The organism is Cellulomonas gilvus ATCC 13127 (assembly GCF_000218545.1).
Taxonomy (GTDB): Bacteria; Actinomycetota; Actinomycetes; order Actinomycetales; family Cellulomonadaceae; genus Cellulomonas; species Cellulomonas gilvus.
In genome coordinates, this window is the sequence record NC_015671.1 from 269,231 (window position 1) to 285,775 (window position 16,545).

At 71.6% G+C, this 16,545-nt stretch carries 17 protein-coding genes; 2 read left to right on the plus strand and 15 right to left on the minus strand.

Translation table 11 applies throughout. The features are described from left to right. Positions 1-528 precede the first annotated feature (528 nt). Together CELGI_RS01205 and CELGI_RS01210 are read right to left on the minus strand one after the other, a co-directional pair. Complete coding sequence (locus CELGI_RS01205; RefSeq protein WP_013882289.1) at positions 529-1,443, minus strand: cation diffusion facilitator family transporter; 915 nt, start codon at positions 1,441-1,443, stop codon at positions 529-531. Further along, positions 1,443-1,820: an ArsR/SmtB family transcription factor gene (locus CELGI_RS01210; RefSeq protein WP_013882290.1), complete on the minus strand. Its 378-nt coding sequence runs from the start codon at positions 1,818-1,820 to the stop codon at positions 1,443-1,445. Before CELGI_RS01210 ends, CELGI_RS01205 begins: the two co-directional genes overlap by 1 nt. Positions 1,821-1,948: 128 nt before the next feature. On the opposite strand from CELGI_RS01210, the gene CELGI_RS01215 reads away from it, so the two are divergent. After that, a complete protein-coding gene (locus tag CELGI_RS01215) occupies positions 1,949-2,932 on the plus strand; it encodes a cytochrome c oxidase assembly protein (protein ID WP_013882291.1) in 984 nt (327 codons plus the stop codon). A 10-nt stretch (positions 2,933-2,942) separates the two neighbouring features. On the opposite strand, the gene lnt is transcribed toward CELGI_RS01215, so the two are convergent. The 11 genes from lnt to CELGI_RS01270 form a co-directional block, all read right to left on the minus strand. Then, the gene (gene lnt / locus CELGI_RS01220; protein WP_081465309.1) at positions 2,943-4,733 is read right to left on the minus strand and encodes an apolipoprotein N-acyltransferase; all 1,791 of its coding nucleotides are present in this window, start codon (positions 4,731-4,733) and stop codon (positions 2,943-2,945) included. A gap of 219 nt (positions 4,734-4,952) precedes the next feature. Then, a complete protein-coding gene (gene ccsB / locus CELGI_RS01225) occupies positions 4,953-5,936 on the minus strand; it encodes a c-type cytochrome biogenesis protein CcsB (protein WP_013882293.1) in 984 nt (327 codons plus the stop codon). 2 nt (positions 5,937-5,938) lie between these two features. Beyond that, on the minus strand, positions 5,939-7,444 hold the full coding sequence (gene resB / locus CELGI_RS01230) for a cytochrome c biogenesis protein ResB (protein ID WP_211206545.1): 1,506 nt from the start codon (positions 7,442-7,444) through the stop codon (positions 5,939-5,941). A 200-nt stretch (positions 7,445-7,644) separates the two neighbouring features. Then, the gene (locus tag CELGI_RS01235) at positions 7,645-8,334 is read right to left on the minus strand and encodes a DUF305 domain-containing protein (RefSeq protein WP_013882295.1); all 690 of its coding nucleotides are present in this window, start codon (positions 8,332-8,334) and stop codon (positions 7,645-7,647) included. Continuing rightward, positions 8,334-8,972, minus strand: coding sequence for a DUF3105 domain-containing protein (locus tag CELGI_RS01240; RefSeq protein ID WP_013882296.1), 639 nt, complete (start codon positions 8,970-8,972; stop codon positions 8,334-8,336). The genes CELGI_RS01235 and CELGI_RS01240 overlap by 1 nt, the downstream gene beginning before the upstream one ends. Before the next feature lie 30 nt (positions 8,973-9,002). Further along, entirely contained in the window at positions 9,003-9,749 is a 747-nt protein-coding gene (locus CELGI_RS01245; RefSeq protein ID WP_013882297.1) for a cytochrome c biogenesis CcdA family protein, read from the minus strand. Next, a complete protein-coding gene (locus tag CELGI_RS01250; RefSeq protein WP_013882298.1) occupies positions 9,746-10,297 on the minus strand; it encodes a TlpA family protein disulfide reductase in 552 nt (183 codons plus the stop codon). Before CELGI_RS01250 ends, CELGI_RS01245 begins: the two co-directional genes overlap by 4 nt. Positions 10,298-10,415: 118 nt before the next feature. Then, entirely contained in the window at positions 10,416-10,817 is a 402-nt protein-coding gene (locus CELGI_RS01255) for an ArsR/SmtB family transcription factor (protein ID WP_013882299.1), read from the minus strand. An 87-nt stretch (positions 10,818-10,904) separates the two neighbouring features. Continuing rightward, positions 10,905-11,399, minus strand: coding sequence for a signal peptidase II (locus tag CELGI_RS01260; RefSeq protein WP_013882300.1), 495 nt, complete (start codon positions 11,397-11,399; stop codon positions 10,905-10,907). Between the two features lie 32 nt (positions 11,400-11,431). Further along, complete coding sequence (locus CELGI_RS01265) at positions 11,432-13,396, minus strand: heavy metal translocating P-type ATPase (protein WP_013882301.1); 1,965 nt, start codon at positions 13,394-13,396, stop codon at positions 11,432-11,434. Continuing rightward, positions 13,393-13,782: an ArsR/SmtB family transcription factor gene (locus tag CELGI_RS01270; RefSeq protein ID WP_013882302.1), complete on the minus strand. Its 390-nt coding sequence runs from the start codon at positions 13,780-13,782 to the stop codon at positions 13,393-13,395. The genes CELGI_RS01265 and CELGI_RS01270 overlap by 4 nt, the downstream gene beginning before the upstream one ends. A gap of 23 nt (positions 13,783-13,805) precedes the next feature. Here CELGI_RS01270 and CELGI_RS01275 point away from each other — a divergent pair, with 23 nt between their 5' ends. Beyond that, positions 13,806-14,666 carry an FAD-dependent oxidoreductase gene (locus CELGI_RS01275; protein ID WP_265338694.1) on the plus strand — a complete coding sequence of 287 codons (861 nt, stop codon included), beginning with the start codon at positions 13,806-13,808 and terminating at the stop codon, positions 14,664-14,666. A 386-nt stretch (positions 14,667-15,052) separates the two neighbouring features. Here CELGI_RS01275 and CELGI_RS01280 read toward each other — a convergent pair whose 3' ends face one another. Beyond that, positions 15,053-15,967 (minus strand): NADP-dependent oxidoreductase, encoded by a 915-nt coding sequence (locus tag CELGI_RS01280; RefSeq protein WP_013882303.1) that lies wholly within the window; start codon positions 15,965-15,967, stop codon positions 15,053-15,055. Between the two features lie 91 nt (positions 15,968-16,058). After that, the gene (locus CELGI_RS01285) at positions 16,059-16,487 is read right to left on the minus strand and encodes a cupin domain-containing protein (protein ID WP_013882304.1); all 429 of its coding nucleotides are present in this window, start codon (positions 16,485-16,487) and stop codon (positions 16,059-16,061) included. Positions 16,488-16,545: the final 58 nt, after the last annotated feature.

A 16,545-nucleotide genomic window follows, 5' to 3' on the forward strand; every position in this document is an offset into this window, starting at 1 on the left:
CAGATCGCATGCCCGTAAGGGGAACCCTCACCGGACACCACCGCTACTTATCGAGAGGAACGATGTGACTCCCGGCGGAAGTTGGCGGGCTCCTGCCGGGACTAAGTGGCGGTGGGCTGGCCGGGCGTTCGATCCGCTGACCAGCTGGCCGTGGGTGCCGTCGTCGCGGTGAACGGACCTGACGGGCAGGAGTGGGGCGACGGAGCCACGACGGTGTCCGGCGCCACTGTTACCCAGCGCCTTGGCGATGGCCTCCCGGCCGGGGACTTCCAGGTCGCTTGCGCTCCGTGTCCGGTGACGGCCACCCTGTCGACGGGACCTTCCGCTTCACCGTTGAGGCGGCGCCTGAAAGCGCGAGCACATCTGAGCCGTCGCCCGAGCGTGCCGACGAAGGGGCGACACCGACCTGGCCGCCTACAACGCGATGCTCGCACGCCTGGCCCGGCGCGCCGATGCCACCGCCCCTGGGCGCACCCAGCAACCAGGGGCCCCCCAAGCGCTCGGCGGAGGTGTCGAGGGACTGAGCGGCTACCAGGTCAGGTCTGAGCACTCGTGCTGCTGCTGGGCCGTCTCCACCTGGAGCGTGGCGTGGGCGATGCCGAAGCGATCCCGCAGGATGTCCCGCGCGGCGGCCAGGACCGCGGCGTGATCCGATCCGCTGCTCGCGACGAGGTGAGCGGTGGCGACGTTCATCCCGGAGGTCAGCACCCACAGGTGCAGGTCGTGGATGGCGCTCACGCCGGGCACGGCGCTCAGCTCTCGGCTGACGGCCTCCGGGTCGATGCCGGCGGGTGCGTGCTGGCCGAGTACCGCGACGACCTGCCGCCCCAGGGTGACGGCACGCACGATGACGAAGATGGCGATCGCCAGGGCGACGACGAGGTCCCAGACCGGTCGCCCGGTGGCGATGATCAGAACACCGGCGACCATGACACCGACGGAGCCGGCAGCGTCGGCCACCACTTCGAAGTAGGCGCCCCGGACGTTGAGGCTGTCCTTGGACCCGCTGCGCAGCAGCAGCATGGAGACAAGGTTGATCACCAGGCCCACGAAACCGACCGCGAGCATCACGCCCGAGGGTAGGGACGGGTCCTCGCCGATCCGGCTGATCGCCTCGACCACCACGTACACCCCGACGCCGAGCATGATCAGCACGGTCAGGCCGGAAGCGAAGACTTCCGCGCGGTACGAGCCGTAGGTTCTTCTTCCGGTGGGGTCGGGGCGGGTGGCGATCCGGGTGGCGAGCAGGGACGCCCCCAGGGCCACGACGTCGGCGGCCATGTGCCCGGCGTCGGAGATCAGCGCGAGCGAGCCGGAGATCAGCCCCGCTGCCAGCTCGACGGCGAAGAACGTCGCGGTCAGGAAGAACGCTGCGGCGAGGCGGCGGCGGTAGCGCCCGCCGGCGTGCTCAGCGACGGGGGCGTGAGCGTGCCCGGCGCCCATCAGCGGATCCCTTCGTGTCCGGTGTGCTCGCGGCACACGTCCAGCAGCATCCGCACGTGGGTATCGGCCAACCGGTAGTACACCCGGCGGCCCTCTCGCCGGTTGCCCACCACCCCCGAGGCCCGCAGTAGACGCATCGTCTGGGACACCGACGCCTCTGGGACCTGCACCGCTGCGGAGATGTCGCACACGCACAGCTCACCGGCCTCCAGCAGCGCGTAGAGGATCTTGGTGCGCCGTACGTCACCGAGCAACCGGAACAGCTCGGCCAGCGTCCCTGCCTCGGCGTCGTCCGGGACGCTGGCGCGGACCAGCGCCACGCGCTGCGACAGGGGATCATCACCGACGCAGCCGTCCAACGGCAGGACCCGACCCATGGGCATCTCCTCATCTACGCGGATCTTCAGATAACGTCACCCTAGCGCTGCGATCGCCGTGGGGTCGCAACCGGTCGATCGGTCTTCAGACCCATGTCGCTGTCAGGGACGCAGGCGGGGAGGAACGTATGCAGGACGACCCGGGCGTCACGGGGCCGGTGTGGCTGCCGACCGCACCACCGTCCCTGGAGACGATGCTGGCCCCGACGCTGCAACCGGTGCCGGTCCTTCCGGTGCTGGCCGCGGTGCTGCTGGTGCTGTACCTGGCGGGCGCGTGCCGGCTGTGGCTGCGGGGGCGGCGCTGGTCGATCGGCGCGACCATCTCGTTCACGGTGGGTTGCCTGGTGTTGGCGGTCGTGACGGGTGCGGGCATCGAGGGGTACGGGCTGCGGCTGTTCTCGGCGTTCATGTTCCAGCAGCTGACGTTGATGATGCTCGTCCCGCCGCTGCTGGTGCTGGGGCGGCCCGGCACGTTGCTGCTGCGCGCCACACCGCACCGGGGGGTGGGCCGGCTGGTGCTGATCACTGCGCGGCGCGCCCTGCGCAGTCCGGTCAGTCGGGTACTCGTGCACCCGGCGGTGATGGTGCCGTTGTTCCTGCTGGCGTTCTACGGGTTGTACCTGGCCGAGCTCGCCGACCCGTTGCTGCGCACCTGGACCGGGCACCTGGCCCTGGAGGTGGGGTTCCTGGTGGCCGGGTTACTGTTCACGGTGCCGGTGCTGTCCACCGACCCCTTGCCGATCCGGCAGACGCATCATGGGCGGGCACTGGACCTGGTGCTGGAGATGCCCCTGCACGCGTTCTTCGGGGTGATCGTGATGATGGCTACTGCGCCGATGGTCCCCTTGTTCGCTGCGCCGCCGGCCGGCTGGGGGATCGATGCCCTGCGGGACCAGCAGCTGGCCGGTGGGCTGGCCTGGTCCTACGGGGAGGCGCCGGGACTGCTGATGCTCCTGCTGATCGCCAGCAGGTGGCAGCGCAGCGACACCCAGCGGTCCAGGGCGCGGGACCGGCAGATCGACCGTGACGGCGGCGCCGACGCCGAGCTCGAGGAGTACAACGCCTACCTCGCGCGCCTGAACGGCTCGGGGGCGCCACCGGGGCAACCGTGATGGTCGAGATTTACGGGGCCGCGGCACCGGAAGTTGTCGACACTGTGGTGGTGGTCTTCTCGACGATGTCCTGGCCGAGCCGGATCCCGGTGTAGGCCGCGACGGCCATCAGCACGAGGAGACCGACGATCAGGCGCCACTCCAGCCACGGGGGCCACACGCGGCTGATCCACACCCGGGCCGGCATCCGCAGGGCCCGCGCGCGCAGCGTCGGGGTCTGGTCGCCCGGCGCGCGGAGCCGCCGCGGGGAGGGACGCCAGCTGTGGTCGCGGCCCCGTCGTCGGCGGCCTGCCAGCGCACCGCTGACGATGGCGGCCGCCGCCAGGAGGTAGAAGGCGGTCTGCGGCGTGGTGCCCAGTCGCGCCGCCGGGGTGAGCGCGGTGCGCAGCGGGAGCGAGGCGATGAGCTCCTGGTCGGTGAACAGGCCGGTGCGTGCGACGACCGTTCCGTCCGGCCTGATCATGGCGCTGACGCCCACGGTGGAGACCTGGACGGTCGACCTGCCGTGCTCCACCGCGCGGAAGCGCGACATCGCCAGCTGCTGGGTCGACTCCGGGGTGCGCCCGAACGAGGCGTTGTTGGTCGGGATGAGAATCAGCTCTGCCTCGTCGAGGACTCCCTCGCGGATGAGGCTGGCGTAGGCGACCTCGAAGCAGATCCCGGTGGCGAGGCGCACGTCTCGTCCGAGCGCGTCGATCCGCACATCGATCACTGCGGGGGCGCCGCCGGCTGCCATGTCCGTGGCGACCCGGTCGACGAGTGGAGTCAGCTGCCGGAAGAAGGAGCGGAAGGGGACGTACTCTCCGAAGGGCACCGGGTGCTGCTTGGCATACGTGTCGCCGACCCCCGCACCGGCGGTCCAGGTGATGATCTCGTTGTAGCGGATGTCCTGCCCTTTGGGGAACCGCTGGGTCCCGAGCAGCAGTGGGGCGCCGACCGCTGCGGCGGCGCGGTCCACGGTCGAAGCCTGCGCCGGGTCGGTGCGGGGGTCGATGTCGGCGGCACTCTCCGGCCACACCACCAGGTCCAGCTGGCGCCCTCCGGCGTCGGCTGCGAGCCGCTCTGTACCTTCTGCGTGGTTGGCCGTGACGTCGCGGGCCTGCTCGGCCCAGTCGGCGCCCTGCTGCGGGACGTTGCCCTGGACGGCTCCGATCAGCAGTGAGCCGCTCTCGTGGCCGGCGTTCAGGGGAAGCAGGCCCGGGGCGCCGACCAGGAGCGCCGCAGCGAGCAGCGCCCGACCCGCGGCCGTCACCGCAGTGCGGCGCAGGTACTGCAGCGCAAGCGCCATCAGCGCCCCGGTCGCGGCGACGATCGCGGAGACCAGGACCTCCCCGCCGTAGGGCGCGAGTCGCAGCACGGGCGCCTCGGTCTGGGAGAAGGCCAGGAAGCCCCACGGGAAGCCCCCGAACGGCCAGGAGCCGCGGACCTGCTCGATGGCGGCCCACAGCACGGCTGCGGTGGCTGCCTGGGCGAGCGGGCGGCCGGTGATCCAGACGGCTCTGCGCGCGTAGGCCCACAGTGCCCCGAAGCCGGCGACGTACAGCGCTTGGAACACGCTGAGCGCGACCCACGGCAGCACCGATCCGGTGGCCTGCAGTGCCCAGTGCACCAGCGGCAGGAAGAAGGCCAGGCCCCAGACCAGGCCGATGCCTGCGGCGCGGACCGGTGGTGCGCCGCGCATCGCCAGCAGCAGGCACGCCATGCCGGCGTAGGCCAGCGGCCACCATCCCCGGTCAGGAAACGCCAGGCTCGTCGCCCAGCCACCCACGCCTGCTCCGACCAGCACCAGCCCCGGCGGCATGAGGCCAGGCAATGAGGCGCCACCGTTGCGGCGTCGCGCATTCACGCGCTCGACCTCCTGCCGGGGCGACCCGGCGCGGACACGAAGCTCCCCGCCGGCCGTACGAGCTGGACCGGGCCGCGTGTCCGACAAGGAAGGCCGTTCGGGCCCCGTGCTCACCCGGCGCCTCCCGATGGGTCGTCACGCACCTGCCGGGCGCACATCGGCGTCGGCCGGTCCTCAGACGCCGGCATAGGAATGCAGGCCCGTGATGAACAGGTTGACGCCGACGAAGTTGAACCAGAAGGCGGCGTACCCGGCCAGGGCCAGCCACCCGGCCTTCCTGCCGCGCCACCCGGCGGTGGACTGTGCGTGCAGGTAGGCGGCGTACAGCACCCAGGTGATGAAGGCCCAGGTCTCCTTGGGGTCCCAGCCCCAGTACCGGCCCCAGGAGTCCTCGGCCCAGATCGCGCCGGCCAGCACGGCGAACGTCCACACCGGGAAGGCGAACAGGTGGGCGGTGTGGGCGAGGCGCTCCAGGGTGGCGGCAGCCGGCAGCCGGCCGGCGTAGCCGCGGGTCGCCTGCCCGCCGGCGTCGCGCGCGTCGGCGCGTCGGCGCAGTAGGTACAGGCCGGTTGCGGCGGCCCCGACGGTGAAGACGCCACCGGCGATGATGGCCGCCGCGACGTGGACGACCAACCAATAGGAGTTCAGCGCCGGGACCAGGTCCCCCGCGGGGGTGTACAGCACCGTCACGGCAAGCCCCAGGCACAAGGTGACCAGCGCGAGGATCCACACACCCAGGTCCCGCACCGGCTGGCGTCGCAGGAACACCAGATAGGCGGCCGTGGCGGCCAGTGTGGCGGCGGCCGTGAACTCGTACATGTTGCCCCACGGCGCGCGGCCCGCCGCCAGGCCCCGGGCCACGACCCCGGCCAGGTGCAGCACGAACGCGAGCGTGGTCAGTGCCGCAGCGATCCGCTCCGTGCGACGCGCGGCTGCATCGCGGATCCCAGGCGGGGCCGCGGAGGCCGGCGACTGGGGGGCGAGCACGGCGCCATGTCTGCCGGCGGCGACCGGCTCAAGGCGAGGCGCGTCGTCCGCTGCCGGGCGAGATCGGCGCGCGGCCTGGTAGGCGTAGGCGAGCATCGCCAACGCGTAGACCGCGATGGCGCTGTAAATGAGCCGGTCGCTCAGCTCGGCCAGGAGGGTGGGGGTGGGCATCTTCAATCCTCTCGGTCGTGCGGGGCAGCGCCGTTGCCGGCCGGTTCGGCGCCTGGCAGGGCGGCGAGCAGCGACGAGAGCTCGCCGGGGACCGGCTCACGTCGGGTCAGGGCGTAGCTGGCTGCCTCGACAGTCGCGCCGCCGCCGCCAGCCGCTGCGGTGACACGGACCCAGACCCGGCGTCGGCGGACGGCCAGTGAGACCGTCAGGCCCAGCAGGAGGGCGACCGCGGCGACCAAGGAGAGCTCCTTGCCGGGGTCGTGGGCGATCTGGAAGTTTGCGAACCGCGAGACCGACTCGAACGTCAAGGTGCCCTGCCCGTCGGGCAACGTCATCGACTCACCGGGTCGCAGAGCGCGCGCGAACGGCTCGTCCCCGTCCATGACCTGGCTCAGATTGGTCTTGTCCAGGCGGAAGACCGACTGCGGTGCGCCGTCGCCCAGGCCGAGGTCACCGGTGTATGCGGTCAGCAGCAGCTGGGGATCGACCAGGTCCGGGTAGAGCGATCGAGGGCCGGCCGCGGGGTCGACGGAGGCGGTGGGCAGGAAGAACCCTTCGAACCCCAGCTGCGTCGGCTGCCCGTCCGGGACCTTGATCACGCCCTCGGAGGACAGGTTGCCGTCGAAGGGCACGAACACCACCGGCCCGGAGAACACCGTCTGACCGCGGCCATCGGTGACGCTGACCACCGGGGCGTAGCCGTGGCCGGTGAGGAACATCTTGGTGCCCTCCACCTGCAGCGGGTGGTTCACCTCGACGGTGACCTTCTCCGCGGCGCCGCCGGGGGTGCGCAGCACAGTCAGGTCGGCCTGGAAGTCCCGGGCGCTGCCGCGTTGGGGGCCGGCCGTCTCGAACCTGGCAGTGAAGTCGTCCAGCGTGACCGAGAACGGGCTCAGGCCCTCGGCGTCAGTCAAAGGCCCCGGGGTGAACTCGTCGTACTGCAGCCGCGTGTTCGTGAAGGAAGCACCCTCCACGACGATCACCCGCCCCTCGAAGCCGAAGAGCGACCCGATCGCGACGCCGAAGAGCAGGACCAGGAGTGACAGGTGGAACACCAGGTTGCCGGCCTCGCGCAGGTACCCCTTCTCCGCCCGCACGGAATCGTCGTCGACAACGACGCGGAACCTCCGTGCCCTCAGGTGAGACGCGGCCGCCTGCAGGACCTGCGCCCGTTCGGCGGCCACGGTCGTACGACGGTGGCCGTCCAAGCGCGCGAGATTGGTCGGCGCCCGTGGGGGTTCGGCGCGTGTCGACCGCCACAGGCGCGCGGCGCGCGGCAGGACGCATCCAGTCATGGACACCATGAGCAGTAGGTAGATCGCGGCGAACCAGGGCGAGGAGTACACCTCGAAGAACCCCAGCCGGTCCAACCACGGGCCTACCACCGGGTTGTCGGCCACGAAGCGGGTCACGGCGCCGGGATCGAACGCGACCCCCCGCTGGGGAAGCAGCGACCCGGGCACGGCGGCCAGGGCCAGCGCCAGCAAGAGCAGCACCGCGGTCCGCATGGACGTCAGCGTCCGCCACGCCCACCGGCCCCATGCCCGCAGCCCCTGCCCCGTCGGGCGCGGTGGCATCGCCATCACTCCAGGCCGAGCCGCCTCCTCAAGACGGTCACTGACCGCAGCATCCTCGAGCGCGTCCCCGGTTGGCCGGGATCCTGCGGCCTCGGCGACGGCGCTGCCGGGCCAGGCGTCGATTGGCTCGGTCACTGGCCCGTCGACACGGCTTGCCGCGCGTCGAGCATGTCGTTGAGCACCGCGAGCTCGGCGGTCTGGGAGCTGACGATCGCCTGCGCCAGACGACGGGCGTCGTCGTCCTCGACCAGGTCGAGCGCCGCCTGAGCCATGGCCACGCCGCCTTCATGGTGCGCCACCATGAGCCGCAGGTACAGCACCTCGGCGTCGACCCCTCCTGCGTCGGCGAGCCTGCCCAGGTCCGCGTCGCTCGCCATCCCGGGCATAACCGTGTCGGACCCCGGCGCCGCGGTCGCGTCAGCACCGTGCTCAATGGGCCCCATGCCGGAGTCGGTTTCGCTCATCCATTGCATCGGAGCGGCCAGGCTGGCCTGCGGAAGGTCCCACTGCTCCAGCCAGCCATACATCTGCCCAGCCTGCTGCTGCTGGGTCAGCATGATGTCCAGCGCCAGCGACCGGACCTCGGGATCCTCCGTGGCGTCACGCACCGTCGTGGACATCTCCACCGCCTGGGCGTGGTGCGCCTGCATGTCGCGGGCGAACCCAGCCTCGGCTGACCCCTCGGCCGGCCGCGAGACCCGGTCGCCTCCGCTGGTGAGGGCCGAACCGGCGACCAGGCCGGCGACCCCCACAACGGCGGCCACCAAGATCACCACCGCAACGGTCGGGACCCTGCGCGGCGCGCCAGCGCTCTCGCTCATCACGCGTCCACCCCACCCGTGCACGGCGCACCCGGCTCCGGTGTCTGCTCACCCTGCTGGTACTTGACCAGGAACTGCTCCAGGCGCGGGTCATCCGCCGTTCCCAGCGCCAGCTGGGTCCCCCAGGCGCTGGCCACCACCGGCTGCTCGGGCAGGCCATCGAAGGGGCTGAGCAGCACGTACGCGTTGCCGTCGGCCAGCTCGGCGAGCCGCTGCACCTGCTCGGCCGGCAGGTCCGAGCTGTAGGTGATCCACACGGCACCGTGCTCCAGGGAGTGGACCCCGAGCTCGTTGGCGATCGGCTCGGTGTACGTCCCGCAGTTGGCCCACACACCCGCGTGGTCGCCACCGACGGGCGGCGTCTGGTCGTACCGCACCGGCTCCTGGACATGGCTGGCCGACAGGTCGCTGAAGGTCGCAACGCCTTCGATGTCCCCCGACGCTGCCTCAGTGACTTCGGCGGCGCGCTGCTGCTCGCCGACGAGCACGACGGCCGTCGCTCCGATGAGGACCCCGGCCACGAGCACGCTCGTGCCGGTGATGACCGCCGTGCGGCGGCGCTCGGCGCGCCGCTGCTGCTCGCGGATCTCGGCCAGCCGGGCAGCGCGCTCGGCCGCTTCGTGCTTACGGGTTGCCATCAGTGGAGGCCTTTCGCTCGTCGACGTCGTTCACAGGACGGTGGTGTAGCCCGAGATCGTGGACTGCAGGCCCCGCATCAGGTGGTCCCACACCCCGGTGGCCAGCAGCAGACCGGTGGTGATGAGCATGACCGCACCAGCGCGTTTGATCCCCACGGTGTGCCCACGTGCCCACTGGGTCGCCGTCAGTGCCCGCCGCATGCCCAGACCGACCGCGATGAACGGAAGACCGAGCCCGGCGGCGTAGACCGCGGCCAGCGTCGCCCCGCGCCCGGCGCTGGCCTCGGTGAACGCCAAGGTCTGCACCGTGGCGAGAGTCGGACCCAGACACGGTGTCCAACCCAGCCCGAAGGTGACCCCCATCAGCGGGGCGCCGACCAGGCCCGACTTAGGACGCAGCCGCGGCAGCATCTGGCGCTGGGACCGGGGCAGCCAGCCGGCGAAGACCAGCCCCATGACCACGACCACGACGCCCAGGACACGGGTGAGCACCGCTTGCGAGGACTGCAGCGTCGCGCCCAGACCGCCGAAGAGGGCCCCGTAGGCGACGAAGACCGAGGCGAACCCCAGGATGAACAAGGCCGTACCCGCCACCACCGGACGTCGCCGCGTCGCGACACCCTCATCGAGCAAGGGGCCGCCAGCGACGTAGGACACGTACCCGGGCACCACGGGCAACACGCAGGGGGACACGAAGGAGACCAGCCCCGCCACGGCCGCGACGACCGCGGCCGCAAGCAACGGGCCGGTCGCGACCAGATCCTGGACCGCGCTCACGACGACCCAGCGATCGGCGCGGCCAGGACCGTGTCCACCAGCGCGGTCAGGGTCGACTCCTGCACCGCGCCCAGGACGCGCGCCGCCGGCCTCCCGTCACGGTCCAGGAGCAGGGTCACCGGGACCCCGGCTCCGGGGAGGTGCTCGGCCAGGCTCAGCAGGGCCTTTCCATTGCTGTCGTCGATGCTCGGGTAGTTGATCCCGTAGCTCTCCTCGAACGCGATCGCCGCGGCCGAATTGTCGCGCACGTTGATTCCGACGAACCGCACCCCCTGGTCCGCGTACGCAGCCGACGTGGCGGCCAGGATCGGTGCCTCCTCACGGCACGGCGCACACCACGAACCCCACACGTTGATCACCACGACATCGCCGCGCCATGCGGCGATGTCGATCGCCTCACCAGTCAGCCCGGTTCCCGACAGGGCCACCGGTTCGCCTCGGTCCTCGGGTGCGTATTCCGTCACCGTCCTGTTGCCCGCAGCCACCGGGGACCGTTCTGCCGCCGGGCCTTGGCCTGCCGACAGGAAGCCGGCCAGCTGGACCGCCACCACAGCTCCGGTGACGACGACCAGGGCCAGGAGGATTGCCCGCGGGCCGGTCAGTGGCCGGCCCGACCGTGCCGGGGCGGCCGAGCCTTGAGCCGGAGGTCCGCCGGCTGCGGTCGGCTCATCCACTGACGGACGCCTTCATCAGCTCAGACTCTGCCGCCCACAGACTCTCATCCGGTGCGGCGACGCCCAGGGCGTCCAGTAGCGCCGCGCCCAGGGATGTCAGCCGGCACATGACCAGCTTGCCTTGTCGGCGGGAGGTCACCAGGCCAGCGCGGCGCAAGACGCGCAGGTGGTGCGAGACCAGGTTCGGCGCGGCCCCGACGACCCACGCCAAATCGCAGACACACAACTCGGCCCCCAGGGCCAGGGCCATCGCCGTGCGAAGGCGCACCGGGTCCGCCAGTGCCTTGGCAGTAACCGCCATCGCCTGGGAGCGGTGCGCCTTCGGCAGGGCTGCGCGGACCGACTCGGCGCGCGCCACGTCCAGGCACAGCAGGTCGCACGCCTCGGCCGTCATGCGGTCATGGTAGCGAGCGTTGATGTGAGCACCGGCCGCCGATCGTGCTGGTGGCCACTACCGACGCGAGGCCCGCGCGAGTGCCACTCACCCGATCCCGCTCGTGCCGTCCCCGCTCGGTGTTGCGGGTGTCGGGTGGCGCAGGGTGACCAGCACCAGCAAAGCGACGCCGGTGACGATCGCGGTGTCGGCGATGTTGAAGGTCGGGAACCACCCGCTGTGCAGGTAGTCGGTGACCACCCCGTCCCCAGCCCGGTCCACGACGTTCGCGATCGCCCCACCCAGGACCAGGGCGAGGGCAGGCAACCGCCCGCGCGAAAGAGCGGCGCCGGTCCGCCAGGCGACCACACCGACCGCAGCGGTGACGAGCGCGGTGATAGTGAGCACGAGCCAGGTCGGGACGCCAGCCCCGACGGAGAATGCCACCCCCGCGTTGTAGGCCAACCTCAGCTCGACCGGACCCAAAGGGATGACCCGCTCCTGCAGCGAACCCACTGCCCAGGCCTTGACGCCCAGGTCGACAGCGGCCAACGCAGCAGCGCCCAGCCCTGCCGCCAGGCGCCGCCGCGTCGGGCTGGCCAAGCCCCGTTTCTCCTCCCTTGCGGTGCCAGCGGTCACCGCGTAGCCAGCGCCGGACGCTCGACGGCCGCAGCAGTCCCCGTGATGGCCTGCGGCAGTGGGCGAGTGCGGCCGGCGCGGACGCCGTTAGCGATCACTACGACCTCGGCCACCTCGTGCACGAGGACCACGGCGGCCAGGCCCAGGACACCGGTCAGGGCCAGGGGCATGAGCACGATGATGATCGCCAGGGACAGCCCGACGTTCTGCAGCATGATGCGCCTGGCCCTGCGGGCGTGGGCGAACGCCTGGGGCAGGTGACGCAGGTCCTCACCCATGAGCGCGACGTCGGCGGTCTCGATCGCCACGTCGGTGCCCATCGCTCCCATCGCGATGCCGAGGTCGGCGGTCGCCAGCGCGGGGGCGTCGTTGACGCCGTCACCGACCATCGCGGTGCGGCGCTGGGTGCGCAGCTGGGCGACCAGTGCGGCCTTGTCCTCCGGGCGCAGGTCCGCGTGGACCTCGTCGATGCCGACCTCGCGGGCCAGGGCGGTCGCGGTCAGCGTGTTGTCGCCGGTGAGCATGGCGACGTGGTAGCCATCGCGGCGCAGCTGGGCCACGACCTGCGCGGCCTCGGGCCGCAGCTCGTCGCGCACGGCGACCGCACCGAGCAGCGAGCCGTTCTCCTCGATCAGGACGGCGGTCGCGCCGGCCTGCTGCATCCGCTCCACCTCAGCGGCCAACGACCCGGCGTGGACCCAGCCCGGTCGCCCGAGCCGGACCGGCCGACCCTCGAACGTCCCGGTCAGGCCCGCCCCCGGGACGGCCTCCACGTCGCTGGCAGGGCTGACCGCGGGGACGGCGGCCAGGATGGCCCGTGCCAGGGGGTGCTCGCTGCGTGCTTCGAGGGCGGCCGCGACCTGCAGGACGCGCTCCTGGGTGCAGCCGGGCGCGGCGGCGACGGCCACGACGGCAGGGGCGTTGCGGGTCAACGTCCCGGTCTTGTCCAGGGCGACCCCGCGGATGGCACCGAGGGCCTCCACGGCCGCGCCGCCCTTGATGAGCACACCCTGCTTGGAGGCGGCCCCGACGGCGGCGACCACGGAGACCGGCACGGAGATCGCCAGGGCGCACGGGGACGCTGCGACGAGCACAACCAAGGCCCGCTCGATCCACGTGCCCGGGTCGCCCAGCAGGCTGCCGACGACGGCGATGAGCGCCGCGGCGATCATCACACCGGGCACCAGCGGCTTGGCGATGCGGTCCGCCAGGCGTTGGGCTTCGCCCTTGCGGGACTGCTCGGCCTCGACGATCCGCACGATCCGCGCCAGGGAGTTGTCCTGCGCGGTGGTGGTCACCTCCACCTCGAGGACGCCGGATCCGTTGATCGACCCCGCGTAGACGTTCTGCCCAGGTCCGGCCTCCACGGGCACCGACTCACCGGTGATCGCCGAGACGTCCAGGGCGGTGCGACCGGTGCGGATGATCCCGTCGGTGGCGACCCGCTCCCCGGGCCTGACCACCATCAGGTCCCCCATGCCCAGCTCAGCCGGAGCCACCGCGGTCTCTGCACCGTCGCGCAGCACCGTCGCGGTAGCGGGCACGAGGTTCAGCAGCGCCCGCAGGCCGCGGCGGGTGCGGGCCAGGGAGTACTCCTCCAGGCCCTCGCTGATGGAGAACAGGAACGCCAGCGCGGCCGCCTCGGCGACCTCACCGAGCAGCACCGCGCCGATCGCGGCGATCGTCATCAGGGTCCCGACGCCGATCTTGCCCTTGACCAGTCGCCCGATCGTGCTGGGGACGAACGTCCACCCGCCGACCAGCAGCGCCACCCAGTTCAGCACCGTCGCAACGGCGGACTGATCCCTGGACCCTGCGACCAGGCCCGCCACGAGCAGCACGCCGGCGACGGCGGCGAAGCGGAGCTCGCTGACCTCCCACAGCCGCTCGGCCTCGTGCTCCTCGGCTTCCTCGCCGCCGGGGGTGGTCTCGTCGTCGCTGCAGCCGCAGGCGTCGCTCATCGTGCACTCTCCTTGGCGATCGGGTCAGAGGTGGTGGGACTTGCGTAGGTGGGGCACAAGGCCACAGCGTTGCCGGTCGCGGCCAGCAGGCCCTCGGCCACAGCGAGAAGGTCCATCAGCTCCGGGCGGGTCAGGTGGTAGACCGACGCGCGTCCCTGCGCGCGGTAGTCGACCAACCCGCAGTCCCGCAGGCAGGCCAGGTGTGAGGACACGGTGGACTGGCTCAGGCCCAGCTCGGTGCACAGGTCCACGACCCGCGCCTCGCCCCTCGCCAGGCGGCGCACCAGCGCCAGGCGCGTCGGGTCGCCCAGGCCTCGGAACAACGCCCCTGCGGGCGCGAGCTCGGCCCGGCCACTTACATCAGGACTTGCGGTGATCATCGGCATGGGTCGATGCTAGCGCCTATCGGGTGTGGGTTCGACCCGTCGGGCTCGAGCAGGCGCAGCTCTTGGCCCGTCTCGGTGCGAGGGTGTCCCTGGTCGGGCGCGTGGCCCCCCGGGCCGAGCCGGAGCTGGCCGAACGCCTGCGTGCGGTCTTTGCCGAGGACGGCATCGGTGTCCTCGAGGAGCACGCCGTCGCCGTCTCGGTCGACGGAGGCGAGGTCGTCGTACGGGCCGCCTCGGGTGCTGCCGTCCGCGCAGAACGGCTGCTGATCGCCACCGGTCGCACGGCCCGCACCGACGGGCTGGGGCTCGCCGCAGCCGGCGTCGACGTCGACGAGCGGGGTTTCGTCGTCACGGATGAGTTCCAGCGCACGACCAACCCGCGCGTCTACGCCGCAGGCGACGTGTCCGGTGCCCCGCAGTACGTCTACGTCGCCGCCGCCGCAGGCCGCGCCGCCGCCACCAACGCACTGACCGGCCCGGACGGTCCTGGGGCGCGGGTCGACTACACCGGCCTGCCCACCGTGGTCTTCACCAACCCCCAGCTCGCCTCGGCCGGGCTGAGCGAGAAGGAGACCCTCGAGCGCGGCCACGACTGCAGGTCCCGAGTACTGAACCTCTCAGAGGTCCCGCGCGCCCTGGTCAACCGCGACACCCGAGGGGCCGTGAAGATCGTCGCCGACGCCACAACAGGCAAGGTCCTGGGGGTGCACGCCCTCGCCGACGGTGCCGGCGAGATCATGCTCGCCGCGACCTACGCCATCAGAACCGGCATGACGGTCGACGACCTCGCAGACACCTGGGCGCCCTACCTGACCATGGCCGAGAGCCTGCGGATCGCCGCAGGGCTGTTCCGCAACCATTTGCCGACGTCCTGCTGCGCCTGACCGGTCCAGCGCCCTCGACGCCGCCGCTGTCATTCCGGCCGCGCTATGTGCTGACCGCACCAAACCCGGCACTGTCGCTCGCGACCCGGATGCTGTGGCCAGCTTCGGCCCCATGCCGCCGAGCTCAGCCACACGCCCGGTTCTACACCTGGCGGCGGCTGGGCGCTCTGGGCCGCCCGCCGTTCCGCGCTGAGCCGAACCAGGCGCTGCCGCCGACCGTCTCACGCCATCGCCGGAAACGAACGTTTCCGCTACACCGGAGTCGAGATTCCGGTGAGGTCTGTGGGTTGCGCCGTTATGTGGCGGGGTTCTATCAGAGCTGTGTGGCGGCCGGATCAACTGACGCCGATGACGAGGGTGCTCGCGGTGCTACCGGTCGGCCCGCGTCAGGCGCTGTAGGGCTCGATGACGGTCTTGCCGGTGGTGTGGCCAGTCTCGACTGCGACGATGGCCTCGCCGGCTTGTTCGAGGGGGTAGCGGGCGGTGACGTGGGGGTCGACGAGGCCGTACTCGATGACCCCGGTGATCTTGGCCATGGCCTCGCTGGTGCGCTCGAGGGCGGAGCCGCCGATCTCGGTGGCCGTCGCGGGGTCGGCGGCGGAGATGATGCGCGAGGGGCTGGTGGCCAGTGCGGCGACCTGGCGCAGGGCATCCCCGCCGACCAGGTCGACGATGAGGTCCAATCCCTCGGGGGCGACCTCGCGCACACGGTCGGCCACGCCCTTCCCGGAGGGGACGAAGGTGGCCCCGGTCGACTCGACGATTTGGCGCTTGGTCTCCGAGGCGATGCCGATGACGGTGAACTGGTGGACCCGGCCGATCTGGGCGGCCATGAGCCCGACGCCGCCGCCGGCGCCGAGGATCAGGAGCGTCTGGCCGGCTTCGAGCTCGATCTGGTGGGTGGCGTCGTAGGCGGTGGCTGCTGCGACGGGGATGGTGGCGGCGTCGGCGAAGGAGATCTCCTCGGGCTTGGCCACCGCCTCGGTGGCCCGCACGATGGTGTCCTGGGCAAAGGCCCCGTATCCGGGGGCGACCGGACCGAGGATCGCATCGCCCACCGCGAAGCCTTCCACGCCGTCGCCGATGGTGGTGACGACGCCGGCGACCTCCTGACCCATGGGGGCCGGCAGCGGTAGGTCGGTGCCCAGAGCTCCGGAGCGGATCTTGTGGTCGATTGGGTTGACGCCGGCGGCGCGGACCTTGACCGCCAGCTCGCCCGGGCCCGGCGGGGGGGCCGGGCGGTCGACCAGCTGCTGGTTCTCCGGGCCACCGAAGTCATTGAATACGTACACCTTGGACATGGGGTTGCTTCTTCCTTCTTGTTGGTCGCTGAACGAGCCGAGTGTGGTCCCTGACCTGGCCGGCCGCTTCAGCCGGTGGTTGGTGTGCTCGTCAGGCGGTGGGGGGCTCGTCCTGCCCGGCTGCCTCGGCGGCGTCGGCCTCGTTCTTGGTCGGGTAGGCACCGTCGGCGGCGTGCTCGGGCGGGGCATAAACGGTGTAGAGCACGAGTGGCTCAGCACCGGTGTTGCGGAAGTTGTGCCGGGTGCCGGCTGGGATGGCGCACTGGTCACCGGCCTCGATCGGGTGGGTGTGGCCGTTGAGGTCTGCCTGACCGGTTCCGCTGATGAAGGTGAGGATCTGGTCGGTGTTCTGGTGGACCTCATCACCGATCTCACTACCCGGGGGAATGGTCATGATGACGATCTGGGCGTGCTGACCGGTCCATAGCACCCGGCGGAAGTCGGGGTTGTCCTGGGCGACGTCGGCGATGGTGAAGTGCTCGATGTTGCCTTCGATGGTGAAGTGTTCTTCGGTGCTCACCTGGTGTTTCCTCCTGAGGTAGTGCTGGTTTCCAGCGGCGGGCCGGGACGGCTGGCGC